Source organism: Nocardia sp. NBC_01009 (genome assembly GCF_045208035.1).
Lineage (GTDB): Bacteria > Actinomycetota > Actinomycetes > Mycobacteriales > Mycobacteriaceae > Nocardia.
This window is the reverse complement of sequence record NZ_CP108695.1, coordinates 5,538,503-5,554,774: the sequence shown is the minus strand read 5'-3', so window position 1 is coordinate 5,554,774 and position 16,272 is coordinate 5,538,503. Positions and strand designations below refer to the sequence as shown.

Genomic DNA, 16,272 nt, shown 5'->3' with positions numbered 1-16,272 from the left:
CTGTATCTCGGTGTGGCGGCCTCGGTTCCGTTGATCGGCGTGCCGGTAGGGCTGATGTTCCTGACTCCGCATCAGCAGCATACGGTGATCGGCTCGATCGTAGCCCTGTGTGTCGGTGGGTTCTTCGCCTTCGCTGTCGCCCTGGCCACCTTCTACGCTCTGCAACGGGATCTGGAGGCCCTCGATCACATCGTGGATCCCCATCCCCACTCCTAATACTCTCCAGCTGGCACGACGGTCCAAGCCTTCGGTTCCCCTCCATGATCGTTTCTCTTTCAGCGGTGGAACCAAGTGCGACTTCCGATCGACGCCCCTCGGCGATTCGACTTGCTTGGTGCAAAGAATGCAGGACAACGCTCTTCGGAGGAAACCGCGTCCTGTCGATTCGTGATCGCTGCGAGCAGATCTCGTGCGGGTGTCGCTCAGTTGCCGCTGATGGGCGCGTCGTCACCGATCCACCGGGCGAAGGAGTGGTCGACGGCTCCGGTGGCGAGTTGGGTTGCCAGCCATGCGTTCACGGTCGTGGCCAGTACAGGGTCGTTCTGCTTCAGCAGGAACACCTTCCGGAAGGAGTCGAACGGGCGCTCGGGGTGCAGGACCTGCAGACCGGGGTGGCTGCGGACGCGGTATCGGCCTTCGACGGAATCGGTGACGAAGACATCGACCCGGCCCTGGTCGATTTCGTCGAAGAGGGTGAGATTGTCGTTCCACAGAGTCAGTTGGGCGTCGGGAAAGTTCTTGCGTGCGAATGCTTCGTTGGTGCCACCGCGGTTCGCGATCACCCGCACGCCGGGTTGATTGATCTGCGCGATCGTGGCGTAGTCGGCGCCGCTCGCGCGCCGCGTGATCGGGGCTTTCCCGTCGATGCCGTAGGAGATCGAGAAGTCGGAGAACCCGCGGCGTGCGGGCAGGTCGGAGATTCCGCCGACCGCGACATCACACTGCTGCGGCGCGAAATCGGTTGCCAGCGTTGCCCAGGTCACCGGGATGAACCGGATCGGGCGGTGCAGCACATCGGCGAGGCCTCGGATGAGTTCGATGTCGATCCCGACGTATCCGCCTGCGCCGTCTCCCACCGAATACGGCGGGTAGTCCCCCGGCGTGCACACTCGCAATTCGTCTGTGGCGGGTAATCGGCCCGGTTCCTGCGCGGTCGCGGGGATCGCCACTACGGCAACAGCAGTCCAACCGGCGACCAGGGCCGTGATCCGCTGAAGGCGCGCACGCGTGTGTTGTCCGAGCATCCTGAGGAGATTACCGGCTGAGGGGGTGCGGGCTCTGATCCTTGTCGGCCCGGTGCCGGGAATCTCGCCTCTGCGGTCGACACTTCCTCGCTGCTCAACTGCGCAACTGTGCGTTGAGCCGTGCGGCCTGTCGCGTGAGGTGGTCGCGTTCGGGGAGGCTGGGCGCCGATCGGGCAGCTTCGGTGTAGAGCCGTGCTGCGGTCACCGGGTCACCGTCACGCTCGTGTAGGTAGGCCGCGGCGGCGGCGTGGCGGGGCAGGGCGGGGTCGAGCCCCGCCAGGGCGGCCAGGCCGGCCCGCGGGCCGTCGGCTTCGCCGACCGCGACAGCCCGGTTGAGGCGGGCCACCGGGCTGTCGGTGAGGCGCACCAGTTCGTCGTACCACTCGACGATCTGCACCCAGTCGGTCTCCTCGGCCGTCCGAGCGTCGGCGTGGAGCGCAGCGATGGCGGCTTGGGCCTGGAACTCGCCCAGGCGGTCGCGGGTGAGGGCTGTCTGGAGCACGTCGACGCCCTCGGCGATCAGGCGGGTGTTCCAGAGGCTGCGGTCCTGCTCGGCAAGAGGCACGAGCCTGCCGTCGGGGCCGGTCCGTGCCGGGCGCCGTGCGTGGTGGAGCAGCATGAGCGCGAGCAGGCCCGCGACCTCCTCATGGTTGGTCTTGGCCGCCAGCTGGCGAGTGAGCCGGATCGCCTCGCCGGCGAGGTCGACGTCGCCGGAGTAGCCCTCGTTGAAGACCAGGTAGAGCACGCGCAGGACCGTGGCGGCATCACCGGGCTGGTTGAACCGGACGCCCGAGACGGTGCGCTTGGCCCTGCTGATCCGCTGGGCCATGGTCGCCTCCGGCACGAGGTAGGCCTGCGCGATCTGACGCGTGGTCAGGCCGCCGACCGCGCGCAGCGTGAGCGCGACGGCCGAAGCCGGTGTCAGGGACGGGTGCGCGCACAGGAAGTACAGCTGGAGCGTGTCGTCCACCACCTCGCCCGGGCCGGGCATGGGCTCGCCCTCGACGCGGACCTCGCGGTGCCGTCGGGAGATATCGGCGCGGGTGGCGTCGAGAAACTTCCGCCAGGCCACGGTGACCAGCCAGCCCTTCGGGTCCCGCGGCGTGTCGTCCGGCCACACGCGCACGGCCTCGACCAGGGCGTCCTGCACGGCATCCTCGGCCGCGGCGAAGTCGGCTCCGCGACGGACGAGGATGCCGATCACGATGGGGGTGAGGGTCCGCAGCAAGGCCTCGTCCACCGTGCGTCACTCCGTGATGGTCGGAGACGCGGCCAGGAAGGGGCGCACCTCGAGCCACTCGTGGATCGGCTTCCCACCCGCACCCGGAGCCGCGGACAACTCGCCGGCCAGCTCGAGCGCCCGCTCGTAGGTCTCGACGTCGATCACCATCCAGCCGGCGATCAGGTCCTTGGTCTCCACGAACGGGCCGTCGGTGACCGGCGGCCGCCCCTCGCCGTCGTAGCGGACGAACGTGCCCTGCGGGGACAGCGCTCGACTGTCGACGAACTCGCCGGTGCCCTCGAGCCGAGCGGCGAAGTCCTGCATGTACTGCACGTGGGCCGAAAGTTCCTCGGGCGTCCACTGGTCCATCGGCACGTCGTTGACCGATGCCGGTGCGCCTCGGTAGTGCTTGAGCAGCAGGTACTTGGTCATCATGTTCTCCTCAGTGCCGTTCGGCCCATGGTGGCCGTGTTCACTCCAAAGACGAAGCCGCGCGCGGGTTCTCGACATCCCACCGCGACATTTCCTGGCGGACTCATCGGTGAACACCGGAACGACCAACCAAACACCTCTCGACGAGACCAAAGATCACCAGCTCAGGAGCCTACTCAGCCATATACGCTCGGGCCAGGAAACCCGACCATTTCCGGCGTTGGTCAGTGGGTGCAGCTTCGTGCGGGTGGGTGAGCAGCTCGACCCGGTCGATGGTGTGGAGTTCGTTTACGAAGTCGCCGCGCGCACGGGCCGGCTTCGGTAGAGCGGTCGACTGAGGTCCGCGGCCCAGACCGGGGTTCGCGCCGGCCACATGCGCAGGGCGAGTTCGGAGACATGGCGGAGGTCTTCGTGGTTGCAGCCGTTGGCGGCTTGGGTGGCGATGCCGTCGATGATGGCTGTGACGAAGTAGGCCAGGGCTTTCGGGTCGGCTTCGATCGGAAGGTCGCCCTCGGCGCGGGCGCGTTCGAGGCGGTGACGCAGTGCCGCAGTGCTTGCGGTGCGCCGTGCGATGACTTCGTCCCGGATCGGGTCGGTGTCGGGGCCGCAGGCGTGTGCATGACTGACGAGCAGGCAGCCGCGGGGTGTATTCGGGCCTGCGGTGAGCGCGATCGTTCCGGACATCAGTGCTTCGGCGACTTCGACTGCAGTGGGGCGATTCAATGCGTGTGTCGCGAACGCGCGGGGGCCCTCGATGTAGCGGTCGAGGACTTTGCGGAAGAGGTCTTCCTTGTTGCCGAACGCGGCGTAGAGGCTGGGGCGGTTGATACCCATCGCCTCGGTCAGGTCCGAGAGCGCCGTGCCTTCGTATCCTTGACGCCAGAACACTTCCAGCGCCCGGTCGAGGGCGGCATCGGGGTCGAACTGTCGGGGCCGTCCGCCCACCATCGCGTTACCTCCAAATTTCTATACCCCTCGGTACAGTGCCCAGTCGGCCGGATGTCCAAACCTCCCCGTATGCGACCAGTCGAGTGTCCGATTGACACTAGCCGACGCATGGTCTAGCTCGATTCCGATCGGCGCATCGAGCGGGTTGTCGTGATGCAGGACATAGCGTGTGGCACCCAATCGATCATCCAGTGCCGCAGGTTGTTCCGTGGATCTGTCGGTGGCGCCCGGTAAGCTGAGTGCACTGCTTCGGAGGGGGGAGGTTCTGATGTATGTATTGATGGCTGTCGTCTTCGTGCTCGCGGGCGCTGTGCTGGTGGGGTTCTATCCCGTCGCGGGCGGCGTGGCTTTCTTCGTCGCGGTCGTGTTGGTCAGCGTGAGTGGTGTCCGCTTCCTCCGTCAGCGGAAACGTGCCGAGTCGTGGACAGCCGCAGGCCGGGCTCGGGCGGCGCAGGCCGGCGGTGGCGCTGCACTCGGTAGTTACATCAACGGTGGCGGTTGCAGTGGTGGTGGTGACGGCGGCTGCAGCGGCGGGGGTGGTTGCGGTGGGGGTGGAGGAGGCTGTGGCGGCGGCGAGTGAGATGCCGCCGCCGGCAACCCTGTTGAGGTAGTCAGCAGCAATTCGTCCGGGAAGCACAGACTCGGCAGATCGCACCTCCCCACCGGGCGAGCGGCTGGTCGACCTCCGCAAGTGGTTCGAGTCAGACCGGTCTCTAGTTGGTTACCTACCGTGCTGCTCCTACTGCGACTGCGCACATCGATGCGGCACGGCGCTCAGTGCGGTCGGGCGCGGGTGAGGAGCCACCAGGTGACGATCAGGTCGTCTGTGCGGTCGAGGTCCAGCCCGATCAGTTCGGAGAAGCGAATAAGTCGGTTGCGAATTGTGTTGCGGTGCAGGTACATTGTGGCGGCGGTGTCGTCGATCTGTCGATCGCGGTCGAGGAAAGTTTCGACGGTTGTGAGTTCGAGAATCCGGTCGGGAGGATCGGCGGCTGGTCAGGTCGCGCGAGCCCCCACTGGTGACGGTCACGCATTTGGACCGTGCGCTATTCCCCGTGACTGCGGTGAGTGAACTCCGGCCTCTGCCATCGGGTTGTACGTTGGCGAGCCGACGTTGAAGCGGCTGATCTCGATGAAAGTGGCGTCGACAAGTCCCTGGTTGGGCGGGACTGCCGAACCGCGATGATGCCGAGATCATTGCGGTTACTGAGGTTCCCGGCGCGACGTCGCTACCGGGATCACATCGCGAGGCCGACCTCGGTAGCACACCCCGTACGGCCCCGGCTATTCCCAGGGCCCTGCCCGCCGCGCCGGAGTTGTACCGCACCCAGTTCGACGACGAAACCCGTCACGGTCGCCGCTTGACCGATCCGCTGGCCCGGATGAGACCGATCATCCTGGGTCAGCGGTGTGGGCTAGGGGGTGGAATGATCCACGTAGCAGGTGATGTCGGTATCCGGCATGGTGCCCACGCTGAAGTATGTGTTGATCGCGTCGTTCACGCAGTCGCTGAGTTCGGGCCGGAATGTCATGTGGATACGGACATCCTGCAGCGTCACCATCCGCGACTCGGACATGTCCTGATGCAGTCGGACGCCGTGGGTATAAGGCGTTCGTGGATCTCCCGTCGCCTGCAGGATGAGCGCGGGCACCGAATTCCGGACGACAGTCGGAGGCTCGACCGGGCGAGGCCAGAAGGCGCACGGCTGGATGTTGTTCGCCAGTGCGCCGAACACCGGCTGCGTGGCACGGGTCTCTTCGATGTTGCGCCAGTACCAGGTCGGATCGATCGGCGCCCCGACATCGCCGCAGGCGATCTGCGCAAGCACCGAGTTCTCGTTGTCGCGCAGCGCCTCCACGATGGTGCGAAGCCGGGGTGTTCGCGATGTAGTGGGCGGCCCGCCCGCGGCATCGGCGATCTCCCGCACAGTGGCGGCCATCGCTTCGTTCAGCCGGAAATTCATCAGCAATCCGTGCAGGATGAACGGAAGCCAGTGATCGTCAATGGCAAACCCATCGATGACAATCGGTTGGCGTGCCGCGACACGAACGAGCTCCTCGATCTTCGCTCGCACCTGCTGTGGAGTCGTACCGAGCCGGAACTCGTCATCCCGACCGGAAACCCAGCCGGCCCAGTCGTCCAGCGCGATCTCGTCTGCCGGACCCCAATCCTGAACCAAGCCCTCCCAGTACCGGTCCGGGTCGATCGTGCTGTCGAGCACGACGCGGTCACTCCTCTCGGGGAACATCTGCGTGAACACGGCACCGAGGTAGGTGCCGTAGGACACGCCGTAGAAGTTGGCCTTCTCTTCACCCAGGGCGCCTCGCACAATGTCCATGTCACGCGCGGTGTTGCGAGTGGTGAACTGCCTCAGCTTGTTCGGATCACGAATCAGGCAGGTCGCGGCCATCCCCGCGGACTGAACGGTGTCGTGCACGAATCCCAGCGGATCCAGACCCGCCGACCGAATCATCTCGCCTACCGGCCACCCGCACCGCGGACTCCGACCGGATTCGCCGACCCCGCGCGGATCCATGCCGATCAGGTCGTAACTTGCCAAGACCTCCGGCGAGAGCACATCACCGAGCAGATCCAGACTGTCCAGACCCTCCCCACCCGGGCCGCCCGGATTGGACAGCAGAATTCCCCGCCGCTGCACCGGATCGCCGGCCTTCACCCGCGAAATCGCCACGGTCATGGTGCGATCGTCGGCATTCCCGTAGTCGAGCGGCACCAGTACATCCGCGCACTCGCCACCGGCCTTGTCGACATTCTCGACGCCGCAAGGCTTCCATTCGAGCCGCTGGTGATAGAACCGGTCCAACCCGATCGGGTGCGCGTCGTCCACCGGGTCCGCCTGGCTGTATGCCGGCACAGCCATCAGCAGGGACACCGTCACTACAGACATCGAACGCCAGAACAGGTTCACCGACAACAGACTTCGCCTCTCGACATGAAGGACCACGCAGGTTGGTGCGACGTGAACCGTAGCCGATACGGGGGTTCGGTTGTGGTAACCCACACCCACTCAGGGTGAATCGAGCATTTCGGCGCGCATCGAGTCCGTGAAGTAGCGGCGGATAGAGGCGGGACATGTCGGCCTCGCATCCATCGTCCGTTTCTGCTATTGCATGATCGTCCGCGGTAGATGGAACGGCGTGCTGATACAGCTGTAGAACTGCAGGGTGTAGCCGCGTCCGATGGTCACCATGGTGGGTTCTCTCGTGCTTCGGTACCGATGCTCGGCTGGCTTTCTCCGTGCCTTCTCCAACCGGACGCCAGCTGCCAGTGGCTCCGTCCCATTCGCTGCTGCCCACGGTGAGCAGTACCTCCACCGGCCCGCCGCACACGCCGCAGTGCAGTTCGTCGAATTCCGCGGGATCGCGGAAGGTGAAGTGCGCCGGCCATCCACCCAACTTCCAGCCAGATGCCACGGACAGGTTGTTCACATAGTCCACCAACCGCCCTTCGGACCAGGTCTGTTCGGACCAGGTCAGCAGGCGCTCCATCAGTTCCTCGTCAAGGAGGTGGTTCAGAGGGAACTCCCTCACTTGGCCCCGGAATCCTGAAGCTTTCCCCAGCCCCAAAGTAAGGCCGTCTGAAGCCATCCAGGTCCGTTTGTCCTGGGCGGTAGCCGGGTTGGCTATCTGTTCCGCTTCCTTGGGAGTGGGACAACCCGATGTCGCGCCGAACACGCCGCGGTCGGTGATCGGACACCAGGGCGAACCGGAACGGCATTCGTTCCGGAAATCGTTCCACCGAAGATGTTCCGAAAGGCATGTACGGCTGCGAATTCCGGTACATTTCGGGTACGGCGAACGCACCACAGCATCCGGTCGGCGGACTCGAACTCGGCTACGCCCGAGTCTCGACCACCAAGCAAAGCCTGGAACGCCAACTCGACGCCCTCACCGCCGCAGGCCTGCCAGATGAGCGGATCTACCTCGACAAGAAGACCGGGGCGGCCGTCGACCGGCCCGGACTGGCCAAACTGCTCGAATACGCACGCCCCGGCGACACCATCGTGGCCTACACACTCGACCGGCTCGGCCGGAACCTGCGCGAGGTACTGAACCTCGTCCACGACCTCAGCGAAAACCGAATCGGCGTGCGCACGCTGGCCGACCCCATCCCGATCAACACCGCCGACGAAGGCATGGCCCGCATCGCGTTCCTACTGCTCGCCCTGTTCGCGGAGATGGAACGCACCTTCACCGCCGAACGCGCCGCCCACGCCCGCAGCGTCGCCGAATCCAAGGGCCGCCACATCGGCCGACCCACCGCCTGGCCCGACGGCAAGATCGACTATGCCCGGCTGCTCCGCGAACAAGGAAACAGCCTCGGCGAAATCACGAGCAAGACCGGCATCCCGAAGACATCACTGCACCGCTACCTCACGCTGGCGACCGAACAAGAACAGTGATCGCGGTGGCTACCTGGCTGAACAGGGCTTCATGTGCCAGGTGACACGACCGTTAACGGCACTCCTATTAGGTCGATTCGGCCGCGCGGGTGCGGGTGGCGGTCGGTGTCTCGCCGGTGTGCCTGCGGTAGATGCGCCGGAAGGCCGCCGGATCGGCGTAACCCACCGCGCCCGCGATCACGTCGACAGGCTCGCGTGTGGTCGTGAGTAGGGTGGCCGCCTGCCCGACCCGGAGGCGATGAACGTACTGGGTGGGTGAGACGCCGACGCGGTCGCGGATGCGGCGGGTCAGAGTGCGCGGAGAAACCGCTGCGACACTGGCCAATTCGTCCAGCGATAGTTGCCGGTGCAGATTGGCGTGCACGTGCTGTTGCACGGCGCGCAGCACCGGGTCGGTGGCCCGTAGATGCTCGAGCACCATGTAGCGCGACTGCGACATGCGGGCATCGAGCACCAGGTAGTGAGCCACCTGCTCGGCCAGTGCACCGCCGCCGAGGCGGGCGACCAGCGCCAGCAGCAGATCTGTGTGGGCGAAAGCCGCACCGGCGGTGAGTATTGCGCCGCTGTCGACCACCATGCGATCGGAGTGCACGGTGACATCGGGGAAGCGGCGGGCCAACAGCGGCGCCAGCCACCAAGTAGTGGTGGCGGCCCCGCCCGACAGCAGCCCCGAGGCCGCGAGCACGAAGACAGCCGAGCAGGAGGCAGCTACCGTAGCGCCGGAATCAGCGGCACGCCGGATGATTTCGACGGCCTGCATGGTCTGGGGTCGGGTCAGCAGTTCCTCGACACGCGCTTCGCTGGACGCGGACGGCCCCGGCAGCACCAGAATATCGCCGGGTTCGAACTCCGCCGCGCCGAGCGGGGTTTCGGTATCGACGCTGATCAGCCGCCCACCGCTGGATCGGACCGGCAGCCCATCGAGTGATGCGACGCGCTGCCGCAGCCGCCCGCCCGTCGTGTCACCGGCGATCCCGGCTGCCGTGTCGACGATGTCGATACCGAGGCCGAGTGCACCTTCGAGCACACCGTCCAGCGCAAGGTGGGTAATCATGTGGCGAGACTAGACCGAAGAGTGTCGATCTTGCCAATGGCGGTGTGCTGACCTGCTGCGGCAGAGTTTGGGGTGTGCAGCAATCTCTCCCGCAGGATTCTCTCGACGACGACCTCGCCGATTTCGCACCCCGGTCGATCACGCTCGACGGAGTAGCCCGCACGGTGTACGTCAGCGGCACCGGACCGGCGGTCATCGTCATGGCGGAAATGCCCGGCATCAGTCCCGATGTGGCTCGCTTCGCCCGCTGGGTGCGCGATGCCGGGCTCACCGTCTACCTGCCGTCACTGTTCGGCCGCGACGGTGCCTATCCAGAGGCAGAGGCCGGCGTGGAAGTCTTCAAACGAGCCTGTGTCAGCGCGGAATTCCGGGCCTTCGGCGCGGGCAAGTCCAGCCCGGTCGCGGTGTGGCTGCGTGCGCTGGCAGCCCTGGCCCATCGCGAATGCGGCGGTCTCGGCGTCGGCGCGCTGGGTATGTGCTTCACCGGGAATTTCGCGCTCACCATGATGCTCGAGCCCGCGATGCTGGCGCCGGTGCTGTGCCAGCCGTCGCTGCCACTGGATGAGCCTGGCGGACTAGAGATTTCGCCCGGTGAGCTCGCGGCCGTGCGGGAGCGACTCGATCGCGATGATCTCGTGGTACGCGCCTATCGCTTCGAGGGCGACCGCTTCTGCACCGCGCAGCGTTTCGCCGCCTACGCCGCAGCGCTGGGTCCGCGTTTCGAGCCGCGAGTGCTGCCCGCCGACGCGGCGAATCCCTCTCCGCCGCCGTTTTTCTCGCAGATCGTCGGCTGCCCGCACAGTGTGGTCACCGCGCATCTGGTCGATACGGCGGGGGAGCCGACCGCCGCGGCCCGCGACGAGATCCTCGCCTTTCTCGTGGACCGGCTGACTGCGGACGTCCCGTTGCAGTGACATAGCGTCCACTGCTGGTCCAGCTTCGCGGCCACTTCCGACGTACAGGAATTCTCTAGCCCGCAACACGTTCTCGGCTCAGGTCCAGGCGTGTGTCCATGTCGAGCCGGAATCGGCCATAAGGGTTGATATTCGACCAGAACAACGGCGACATCGCCCGGCGTTCGTTGTCGCCGACCAGGTCGTGGAATTCCGGATTCTCCAGGACGGCTTGGAGCAGAAGGGTATTGATGTGCACCTTCGCCGATTGCAGCAGGTGCAGCGCCAGCATCGAGACCTCGGCGTGTTCGCGGTCGGCGCCGGTGAGCTGGGAGTCCTTGCCGTAGAACACGACGGTGTTGGCGGAGTTCCAGTTCTCCACCACCTGCAACCCGCTGTTGATCTCCCGTCTGAGCTCTTCCGACGCGAGGAAGTCGCAGGCGAAGATCGTGCGCACCGCCCGTCCCAACTCTTCGAGGGCTTGATAGGTGGGGTGTTTCGGGCCGCCGCGGGTGAATCGCCGCAGGATCGAATCCGACTCGGCGGTTCCCAGACGCAGCGCGGTGGCGTATTTGACCATCTGGTCGTACTGCTGCGCGATCAACTCCCAACGGATCGGGCGGGTGCACCGGTCCCGGCTGGCCGTACACCGCCGTGTCGTCGGGCCGGTACAACCGGATCGAGCCGATGTTCTTCAACCTGGGCAACAGCTTGAATCCCAGTAGCTCGGTGAAGGCGAACCCGACCACCGATGCGCCGTGGGTGTCGACGTAGTTGGCTTCGATCTCGGCGTCGGTGCAGTGCCGCAGCAGCCCTTCGATCATGGCCGCCACCTCGTAGCTCGAGCACGATTTGAGCTGGGAGTAGATGCAGACGTTGCGGCGTTCGACGTGCCAGTAGATCATTACCCCGTACCCGCCGTACCGCTGGTGATATTGCGTCATCAGGTTCGACTCCCAGGAGCCGAGCTTCTTCGAATCGCTCGCGTACGCAGTGCCGGTGCCCCACCAGTTCGGATCCCGCGCCGCGAACGTGGCGTTCACCAGTTTCGTTGTCGCGCGGCGCAGATTGTCGCGAGTGATGAAGTGCCGCCGCACATGCCGCAACGCCGCCTCGGACTCCTCATGCTCGCCATGTTCGTCCCGAGCGCGAACAGGTCCAGCAGCAGCCGTCTTCGCAACGTGTCGCGGTCGACCACCTCACGAGAGGCGACCGAGGTGAACTCGGCGGTGAAGTCGGTGAAAAAATCGGCGTCCTCGAGCACATCGAGGAGATCCAGGGTTCTCCAGCGGCGGACGACCTCGGCCTTGATCTTCTCCAGGTTCTCCGGCTCCGGCTGTTTGTCCAACTTCGGGACACTGATCCACTGCTCACCACGCCGCCGCGTCAATCGCACACCGCCGGTAGTGTTCTGGGCCAGACCGGTATCGAGACGGGCCAGGGCCCGGCTCATCCGCTGCTTCAACCCCGCGATGAACTCGGTCGGATCCAGCGGCTGACGGATCGCGGCGTAGTGCACCTCACGGGCGCTGTCGAAATCACCGGGCAGATCATCTTCAGGGTTGCGCCACCGGTTCCCGCTATCGACATAGATCTCGCGTCTTCGGATCGCGTCTCGCAACGCGACCAACACGCACAACTCGTATGGGATGTGCTCGACGCGCCCCTTCTCATCGACCACCGCCTCCTGCCACGCTTTCGGCACCACACCATTGAGCGGGGCGAGCGCGTGTTTGTCGTAGATGCGGACCTTCCCGTCGATGCTCGCATAGCGCGCCAGCAACTCCATCGCCACCATGACCGGCCGGTAGGCGGTGTTGTTGCACCGAAAATCCAACGCCGCCAACAACGCCGGCAACATCCGCCGACAATGATTCGAGTACGAGCTGCGCAGCGCCGTGCACACCCGCGCCCGGAACACCTGGTCGTTGGCCTTCGCCTCTTTCACCAACTCCCGCAGCATCTTTTCTCCGACCACCGGATACAGGGCCTCACACACGATGTCGTCGGGATGATCGACCGCCGCTTCGGCCAGCCGGAACAGAATGTTCTCCTTGCCCCGCACCCGCCGCAGATCCTCGGTCAGCTCCTTTTCCACCCGCTGATCCGCCCGCGTATTGACCTTGTGCACCAGCTCGATCAGCAGATCCACCAGCACAACGCCGCCAGCAAAGTCAGCATTGTCGGCTCGGGCATATCCCGCAGATCTGACGGGAACGACCGCGCCGCTCGTGCCCGCCACGCGTGGACCAGCTTTTCACTCGTATCGGCGAACAAATCCGGTGGCAGCTCGAGCGCCCGCACCGCCGCCAGCTTGTCCACCTCGCGCAGCAACGTCTCCAAACTGACCTTGCCTGGATCGGACTTCAACTCCGCCAACAGATTCCGGCCACTAGCCAACGCAGCCGCACCAATCGTGACCAGGTTGTTCAGCCGGTCGATCGACAGCTCACTCAGCCGCGACACGGTGCGATCGCAGAACCGCTTCTCGAACGTCGTGCGAGCCGATCCGATGATCCGGTCGATACGTCCGGGTGGTTCGATCCGCTCGGCCCGGCAGCGTATCAGCAGCGCCTGACGCAGTTGCTCGTCGCGCAGCTCGACCGGGCACACCTCCGCCGCCAGCCACGACGCGAGCTTGTCCTCGTCGCTGCGTGACGATTCCCGGAAGCCGCACGCATCCCGCACCTGCGCTCGATGGTACTCGATCGTGCTGCCGCTCCAGCGATAAGTGTCCAGCAGCGCTGGATCGACCTTGACCTGATCGGCCATATACGCCACCGCGGCGGCCGGTAACTCCTCCGGCCCGGTGGGGAATCGGCCCCCGAGCTCGAAGAATTTCAGCAACAGGCTGAAGCCGAGACGGGTCGCGCCCGACTTGTTGCCCACCAGCCGCCAGTCTTCACCGACCAGCGTCCACGACCCGATCAAATCCTCGGTCGACCACTCCTGACGCACGCCCGGCAACAGTAGACGAATCACCCTGAGCGCGAAGCTACTTTGGGGCTGGGGCCAGCTTCAGGATTCCCGGGCCCACTTGCTCGGGCCGCAACAGGCACGGATCCGGCACATGGTTACTGTTTTCGACGTATGCGGGCTCGGGCGGAGTGATCAGGACTTCCCTCCAGGGCGAGAGGTCCCACTGGGAGCAGTTCGGTCGTTACACCGTCGGCCAGATCGCCGCCGAGTTCGGCGTCATCCGCCCCACCATCTACCGGCACCTCAACAAGACGACCCCCTAGCCTCACCTCACTGCATCTGACCAGGTACTACGCAAACCTCGTCGGATTTTCCGCGATTACGACCGAAACCCACATCGGACGGGTCACAGGCCCAGTTTGGTGACGGCGTTGTCTTCCAACGGGTTTGCGGTGCGGATGTAGCCGTGCACGGTGCGGGGGTTGGACCAGCGGCCTTGGCGCATGATTTCGCGGTCGCTCGCGCCGCCGAGTGCGGCTTGGGTGGCGAATCCCGCGCGCAGTGAGTGGCCGGAGAAGAGGGCTGGGTCGAGGCCGGCGCGGGCGGCGTAGCGCTTGACGAGTTCGGCGACGGCGCGCCCGGACATGGGGCGGGCGGCGATGCCGCCATGGCGGGTGATGGTGGGGAACAGGGGTTGGGCGGCGAGGGTGGTGCCTTGAAAACCGTGGCAGCGATGGATGTCCGGGGGGGCGGGTGGTGTGTCGGTGAGCCAGGCTTGCAGTCCGCTGGCGCTGTGGGCGGCGTGGGCTTCGAGCAGGTGTATCCAGTCGGCGAAGGCGCAGACGGGGCAGGTGTGCGGGCGTTGGCCACGGGGCAGCGCGACGCGTTGTTCGCTGGTGCCGGTCGGGTCGGTTTTGGTGGTCGGCAGCTGGACGAGCAGGAGGGGTTCGCCGGTGCGGTGGTCGAGGTGTACGCGAACGTCGGTGATGCGCAGGCCGGCAAGTTCGCTGCGGCGCAATGCACCAGCGAATCCGACAAGCAGCGCGAGGGTGTCGCGGCGGCGGGCAGGTTCGGTCGGCCAACCCGGTTCGGGTAGACCGGCCAGCAGCTGTTCGAGGGTGTGCAGCAGGACGGGACGTTTGCGCGTGGGTTGGGAGCGGCGGGTTCGGCGAATGCCGCGCAGGGTCAGGCGAACCACGTCGGAGCGGGTGGGGGAGGGCAGTCCGTTGGCGGCGTGGACGGCGGCGATGGCGGCGGCTTTACGTTCGAGGGTGGCGGCGCTGAAAGCCCAGTGCCGGGACTCGGATTCGCTGTCACTGTGACGCAATGTGGTGGGGTCGGGGTGACGCTGCGCGTCGGCGGCGGCAGCCAAATACACCGCGACGTCCAAGGCGTCGGCGGGCAGAGCCTGCCTATTTTCCGCCACGCACCAGGCGGCCCAGGCGATCCAGTCGGTGCGGTAGGCGCGCAGGGTATTCGCGGATTGGGATGCCTCGAGGTATCGGCGTAGCGACCCTGCTTGGTTGTCGTCGAAGCGTTCGCGCACCAACCGGAGTGCGGCAGCGTCGATCAGGACGCTGCGGACTCCTTTGCGCAGTTCGGTCTGGACCGAGTCCGGTACCGCGACAACAGCGGTTCGATCGTCCACGAATCAGCTCCCTAGTTTTCCCGTAATTCCGTAGTAGTTTCGTTTCATATATGCCAACCAAACGAAACGAAACTCCTGCACCGACAATTGATCACTCTAGCCGAGCCTGACCGCCGATAAGGTTCACTTATCGGCGGTCAGAATTTCGTGTCGCGTATGGAGACGTCCTGGGGCGACACGCATTTCGTTTCGCCCCAATACGTTGGAGTGGACGAAACAAACGCTACGATTCTGTCGTGCCCACCGTATGCAACTACCCCGGCTGCCCCCGACCCATCACTCGCGGCAGCGGCCCCGGCCGACCATCGGAATACTGCGACCATCCGGAGCACACGCGATGGCGAGCCTGGCGTGAACGTCAACGGCAACAGCAGGAGTCGGACATCACGACCGCTTCCGTCACGGTGACGTCACCGGGCCCGGTGACGGTCGCCCGCTTACGCGCCGACGAGCTGCTCACCCAGTTCCGTGGACTGGCAGAACAATTGGGCACCACCCTGAACACCGCCGTTGCCGAACTGTCCACACTGGCCGACCCCTCCATCGCGGAAGCGCAGGTTCAGGCCGTTCAGGCGGATGCGGCCCGCCGGATCGCCGAGGCCGAGATGGCAGGCGTCACCGCCGAGCAGGCCCGACGCGACGCCGAGGAAGCCAAAGCGATCGCCGACGCCGCAGCAGAAGATGCCGCTGCGGCAGCCGAGCACGCGGAAAGTCTGGTCGCCGTCGCGAATACGGCCCGCGACGACGCACTGCGCGAGGTCGAACGCACCACCAGGCAAGCCGCCGACGACGTGTTCGCCGCCCGCAGCGCCGCCGAAGCCGAAATCCGTACCGCACGTCGCGAAGCCGCCGAGGAAATCGAGCGGATCCGGCAGGAGGCCACCGAACAGGTGCAGCAGGCACAGCGGCGCGCCGACACCGAAATCGGACACGCCCAACGCGAATCGGCGGCGCGAGTGGCATCCGCGCAATCCGAACGCGATCTCGCCGTCCAGCGGGCCGCAGACGCCGAACGCGCGACCGAACGAGCGGAAAAGGCCGCCGCGGAACGGGTCGAAGCAGCCAACGAAGCGCGCGAGGAGTGGCGCAGGATTCGCGCCGAACTCGATGCGACGCGCACCGAGTTGGCGGAGGCGCGCCGCACGGCGATCGCGGAGCTCACCGCGGTGCGCACGGAAGCGGCGACAGCCATCGACAAGGCACACGCCGAGACAGCCCACCGCATCGAAGCATTGGACGAAGCCCGCACCCAAACCCTGACCCGCGCCGAACGCGCCGAAGCCCAACTCGACGAGCTGCTCGCCCAGGCGCGGCGCGCCGGCGCGGCGAATCCACCCGGAGCGGAGTAGCCGAGGCGGGCGGGCGGAGCGAGGACCGACGATGGAGCACGGGATGCGAATAGCCGATCTGGGAGGCGATTTCGGCGGCTACCTGTCGGCGAAGGTGCCGACGGCCGCGGCCGTGTGCTGAGATCGGTTCAGGGGATCA

16 protein-coding genes and 1 pseudogene are annotated in these 16,272 nt (G+C 65.8%); 6 read left to right on the top strand and 11 right to left on the bottom strand.

The features are described from left to right. Positions 1 to 12: 12 nt before the first annotated feature. Positions 13 to 216: a hypothetical protein gene (locus OHA42_RS24800; protein ID WP_406230249.1), complete on the top strand. Its 204-nt coding sequence runs from the start codon at positions 13 to 15 to the stop codon at positions 214 to 216. Positions 217 to 422: 206 nt separating this feature from the next. Here the strand turns inward: OHA42_RS24800 and OHA42_RS24795 are convergent, their stop codons facing one another. The 4 genes from OHA42_RS24795 to OHA42_RS24780 all read right to left on the bottom strand — a co-directional run bounded on the left by OHA42_RS24795 (position 423) and on the right by OHA42_RS24780 (position 3,846). After that, complete coding sequence (locus tag OHA42_RS24795; RefSeq protein ID WP_406230248.1) at positions 423 to 1,244, bottom strand: transporter substrate-binding domain-containing protein; 822 nt, start codon at positions 1,242 to 1,244, stop codon at positions 423 to 425. 94 nt (positions 1,245 to 1,338) lie between these two features. Beyond that, entirely contained in the window at positions 1,339 to 2,484 is a 1,146-nt protein-coding gene (locus OHA42_RS24790; protein WP_406230247.1) for an RNA polymerase sigma factor, read from the bottom strand. A gap of 6 nt (positions 2,485 to 2,490) precedes the next feature. Beyond that, positions 2,491 to 2,898 (bottom strand): YciI family protein, encoded by a 408-nt coding sequence (locus OHA42_RS24785; RefSeq protein ID WP_406239582.1) that lies wholly within the window; start codon positions 2,896 to 2,898, stop codon positions 2,491 to 2,493. A gap of 288 nt (positions 2,899 to 3,186) precedes the next feature. Next, positions 3,187 to 3,846 carry a TetR/AcrR family transcriptional regulator gene (locus OHA42_RS24780; protein WP_406230246.1) on the bottom strand — a complete coding sequence of 220 codons (660 nt, stop codon included), beginning with the start codon at positions 3,844 to 3,846 and terminating at the stop codon, positions 3,187 to 3,189. A gap of 268 nt (positions 3,847 to 4,114) precedes the next feature. Between OHA42_RS24780 and OHA42_RS24775 the strand changes: the two genes are divergently transcribed. Then, the gene (locus OHA42_RS24775; protein WP_406230245.1) at positions 4,115 to 4,426 is read left to right on the top strand and encodes a hypothetical protein; all 312 of its coding nucleotides are present in this window, start codon (positions 4,115 to 4,117) and stop codon (positions 4,424 to 4,426) included. 194 nt (positions 4,427 to 4,620) lie between these two features. Here OHA42_RS24775 and OHA42_RS24770 read toward each other — a convergent pair whose 3' ends face one another. Both OHA42_RS24770 and OHA42_RS24765 read right to left on the bottom strand, forming a co-directional pair. Beyond that, on the bottom strand, positions 4,621 to 4,749 hold the full coding sequence (locus OHA42_RS24770; RefSeq protein WP_406230244.1) for a helix-turn-helix domain-containing protein: 129 nt from the start codon (positions 4,747 to 4,749) through the stop codon (positions 4,621 to 4,623). A gap of 512 nt (positions 4,750 to 5,261) precedes the next feature. Continuing rightward, complete coding sequence (locus OHA42_RS24765) at positions 5,262 to 6,746, bottom strand: alpha/beta fold hydrolase (protein WP_406230243.1); 1,485 nt, start codon at positions 6,744 to 6,746, stop codon at positions 5,262 to 5,264. An 879-nt stretch (positions 6,747 to 7,625) separates the two neighbouring features. Here OHA42_RS24765 and OHA42_RS24760 point away from each other — a divergent pair. After that, a complete protein-coding gene (locus OHA42_RS24760; RefSeq protein ID WP_406230242.1) occupies positions 7,626 to 8,270 on the top strand; it encodes a recombinase family protein in 645 nt (214 codons plus the stop codon). A 67-nt stretch (positions 8,271 to 8,337) separates the two neighbouring features. Here OHA42_RS24760 and OHA42_RS24755 read toward each other — a convergent pair whose 3' ends face one another. Continuing rightward, positions 8,338 to 9,324: a GlxA family transcriptional regulator gene (locus OHA42_RS24755; RefSeq protein WP_406230241.1), complete on the bottom strand. Its 987-nt coding sequence runs from the start codon at positions 9,322 to 9,324 to the stop codon at positions 8,338 to 8,340. Positions 9,325 to 9,398: 74 nt separating this feature from the next. Between OHA42_RS24755 and OHA42_RS24750 the strand changes: the two genes are divergently transcribed. Next, the gene (locus OHA42_RS24750) at positions 9,399 to 10,238 is read left to right on the top strand and encodes a dienelactone hydrolase family protein (RefSeq protein WP_406230240.1); all 840 of its coding nucleotides are present in this window, start codon (positions 9,399 to 9,401) and stop codon (positions 10,236 to 10,238) included. Between the two features lie 55 nt (positions 10,239 to 10,293). Here OHA42_RS24750 and OHA42_RS24745 read toward each other — a convergent pair. From OHA42_RS24745 to OHA42_RS24735, 3 genes and pseudogenes are all read right to left on the bottom strand, one after another. Beyond that, positions 10,294 to 11,314, bottom strand: a pseudogene (locus tag OHA42_RS24745) (transposase). After that, a complete protein-coding gene (locus OHA42_RS24740) occupies positions 11,257 to 12,369 on the bottom strand; it encodes a hypothetical protein (protein ID WP_406230239.1) in 1,113 nt (370 codons plus the stop codon). The pseudogene OHA42_RS24745 and the gene OHA42_RS24740 overlap by 58 nt, the downstream one beginning before the upstream one ends. Continuing rightward, positions 12,357 to 13,199, bottom strand: coding sequence for a DUF4158 domain-containing protein (locus tag OHA42_RS24735; protein ID WP_406230238.1), 843 nt, complete (start codon positions 13,197 to 13,199; stop codon positions 12,357 to 12,359). The genes OHA42_RS24740 and OHA42_RS24735 overlap by 13 nt, the downstream gene beginning before the upstream one ends. Before the next feature lie 125 nt (positions 13,200 to 13,324). On the opposite strand from OHA42_RS24735, the gene OHA42_RS24730 reads away from it, so the two are divergent. Continuing rightward, the gene (locus OHA42_RS24730; protein ID WP_406230237.1) at positions 13,325 to 13,459 is read left to right on the top strand and encodes an ArsR family transcriptional regulator; all 135 of its coding nucleotides are present in this window, start codon (positions 13,325 to 13,327) and stop codon (positions 13,457 to 13,459) included. A gap of 83 nt (positions 13,460 to 13,542) precedes the next feature. On the opposite strand, the gene OHA42_RS24725 is transcribed toward OHA42_RS24730, so the two are convergent. Next, positions 13,543 to 14,784: a site-specific integrase gene (locus tag OHA42_RS24725; RefSeq protein ID WP_406230236.1), complete on the bottom strand. Its 1,242-nt coding sequence runs from the start codon at positions 14,782 to 14,784 to the stop codon at positions 13,543 to 13,545. A 236-nt stretch (positions 14,785 to 15,020) separates the two neighbouring features. Here OHA42_RS24725 and OHA42_RS24720 point away from each other — a divergent pair, with 236 nt between their 5' ends. Next, entirely contained in the window at positions 15,021 to 16,133 is a 1,113-nt protein-coding gene (locus OHA42_RS24720; protein ID WP_406230235.1) for a hypothetical protein, read from the top strand. The last annotated feature ends 139 nt before the right edge of the window (positions 16,134 to 16,272 follow it).

Coding starts and splice junctions, on each gene's coding strand:
- OHA42_RS24770 (WP_406230244.1), bottom strand. CDS start 4,749: ATGTACCTGCACCGCAACACAATTCGCAACCGACTTATTCGCTTCTCC.
- OHA42_RS24760 (WP_406230242.1), top strand. CDS start 7,626: ATGTACGGCTGCGAATTCCGGTACATTTCGGGTACGGCGAACGCACCA.
- OHA42_RS24780 (WP_406230246.1), bottom strand. CDS start 3,846: ATGGTGGGCGGACGGCCCCGACAGTTCGACCCCGATGCCGCCCTCGAC.
- OHA42_RS24755 (WP_406230241.1), bottom strand. CDS start 9,324: ATGATTACCCACCTTGCGCTGGACGGTGTGCTCGAAGGTGCACTCGGC.
- OHA42_RS24785 (WP_406239582.1), bottom strand. CDS start 2,898: ATGACCAAGTACCTGCTGCTCAAGCACTACCGAGGCGCACCGGCATCG.
- OHA42_RS24775 (WP_406230245.1), top strand. CDS start 4,115: ATGTATGTATTGATGGCTGTCGTCTTCGTGCTCGCGGGCGCTGTGCTG.
- OHA42_RS24795 (WP_406230248.1), bottom strand. CDS start 1,244: ATGCTCGGACAACACACGCGTGCGCGCCTTCAGCGGATCACGGCCCTG.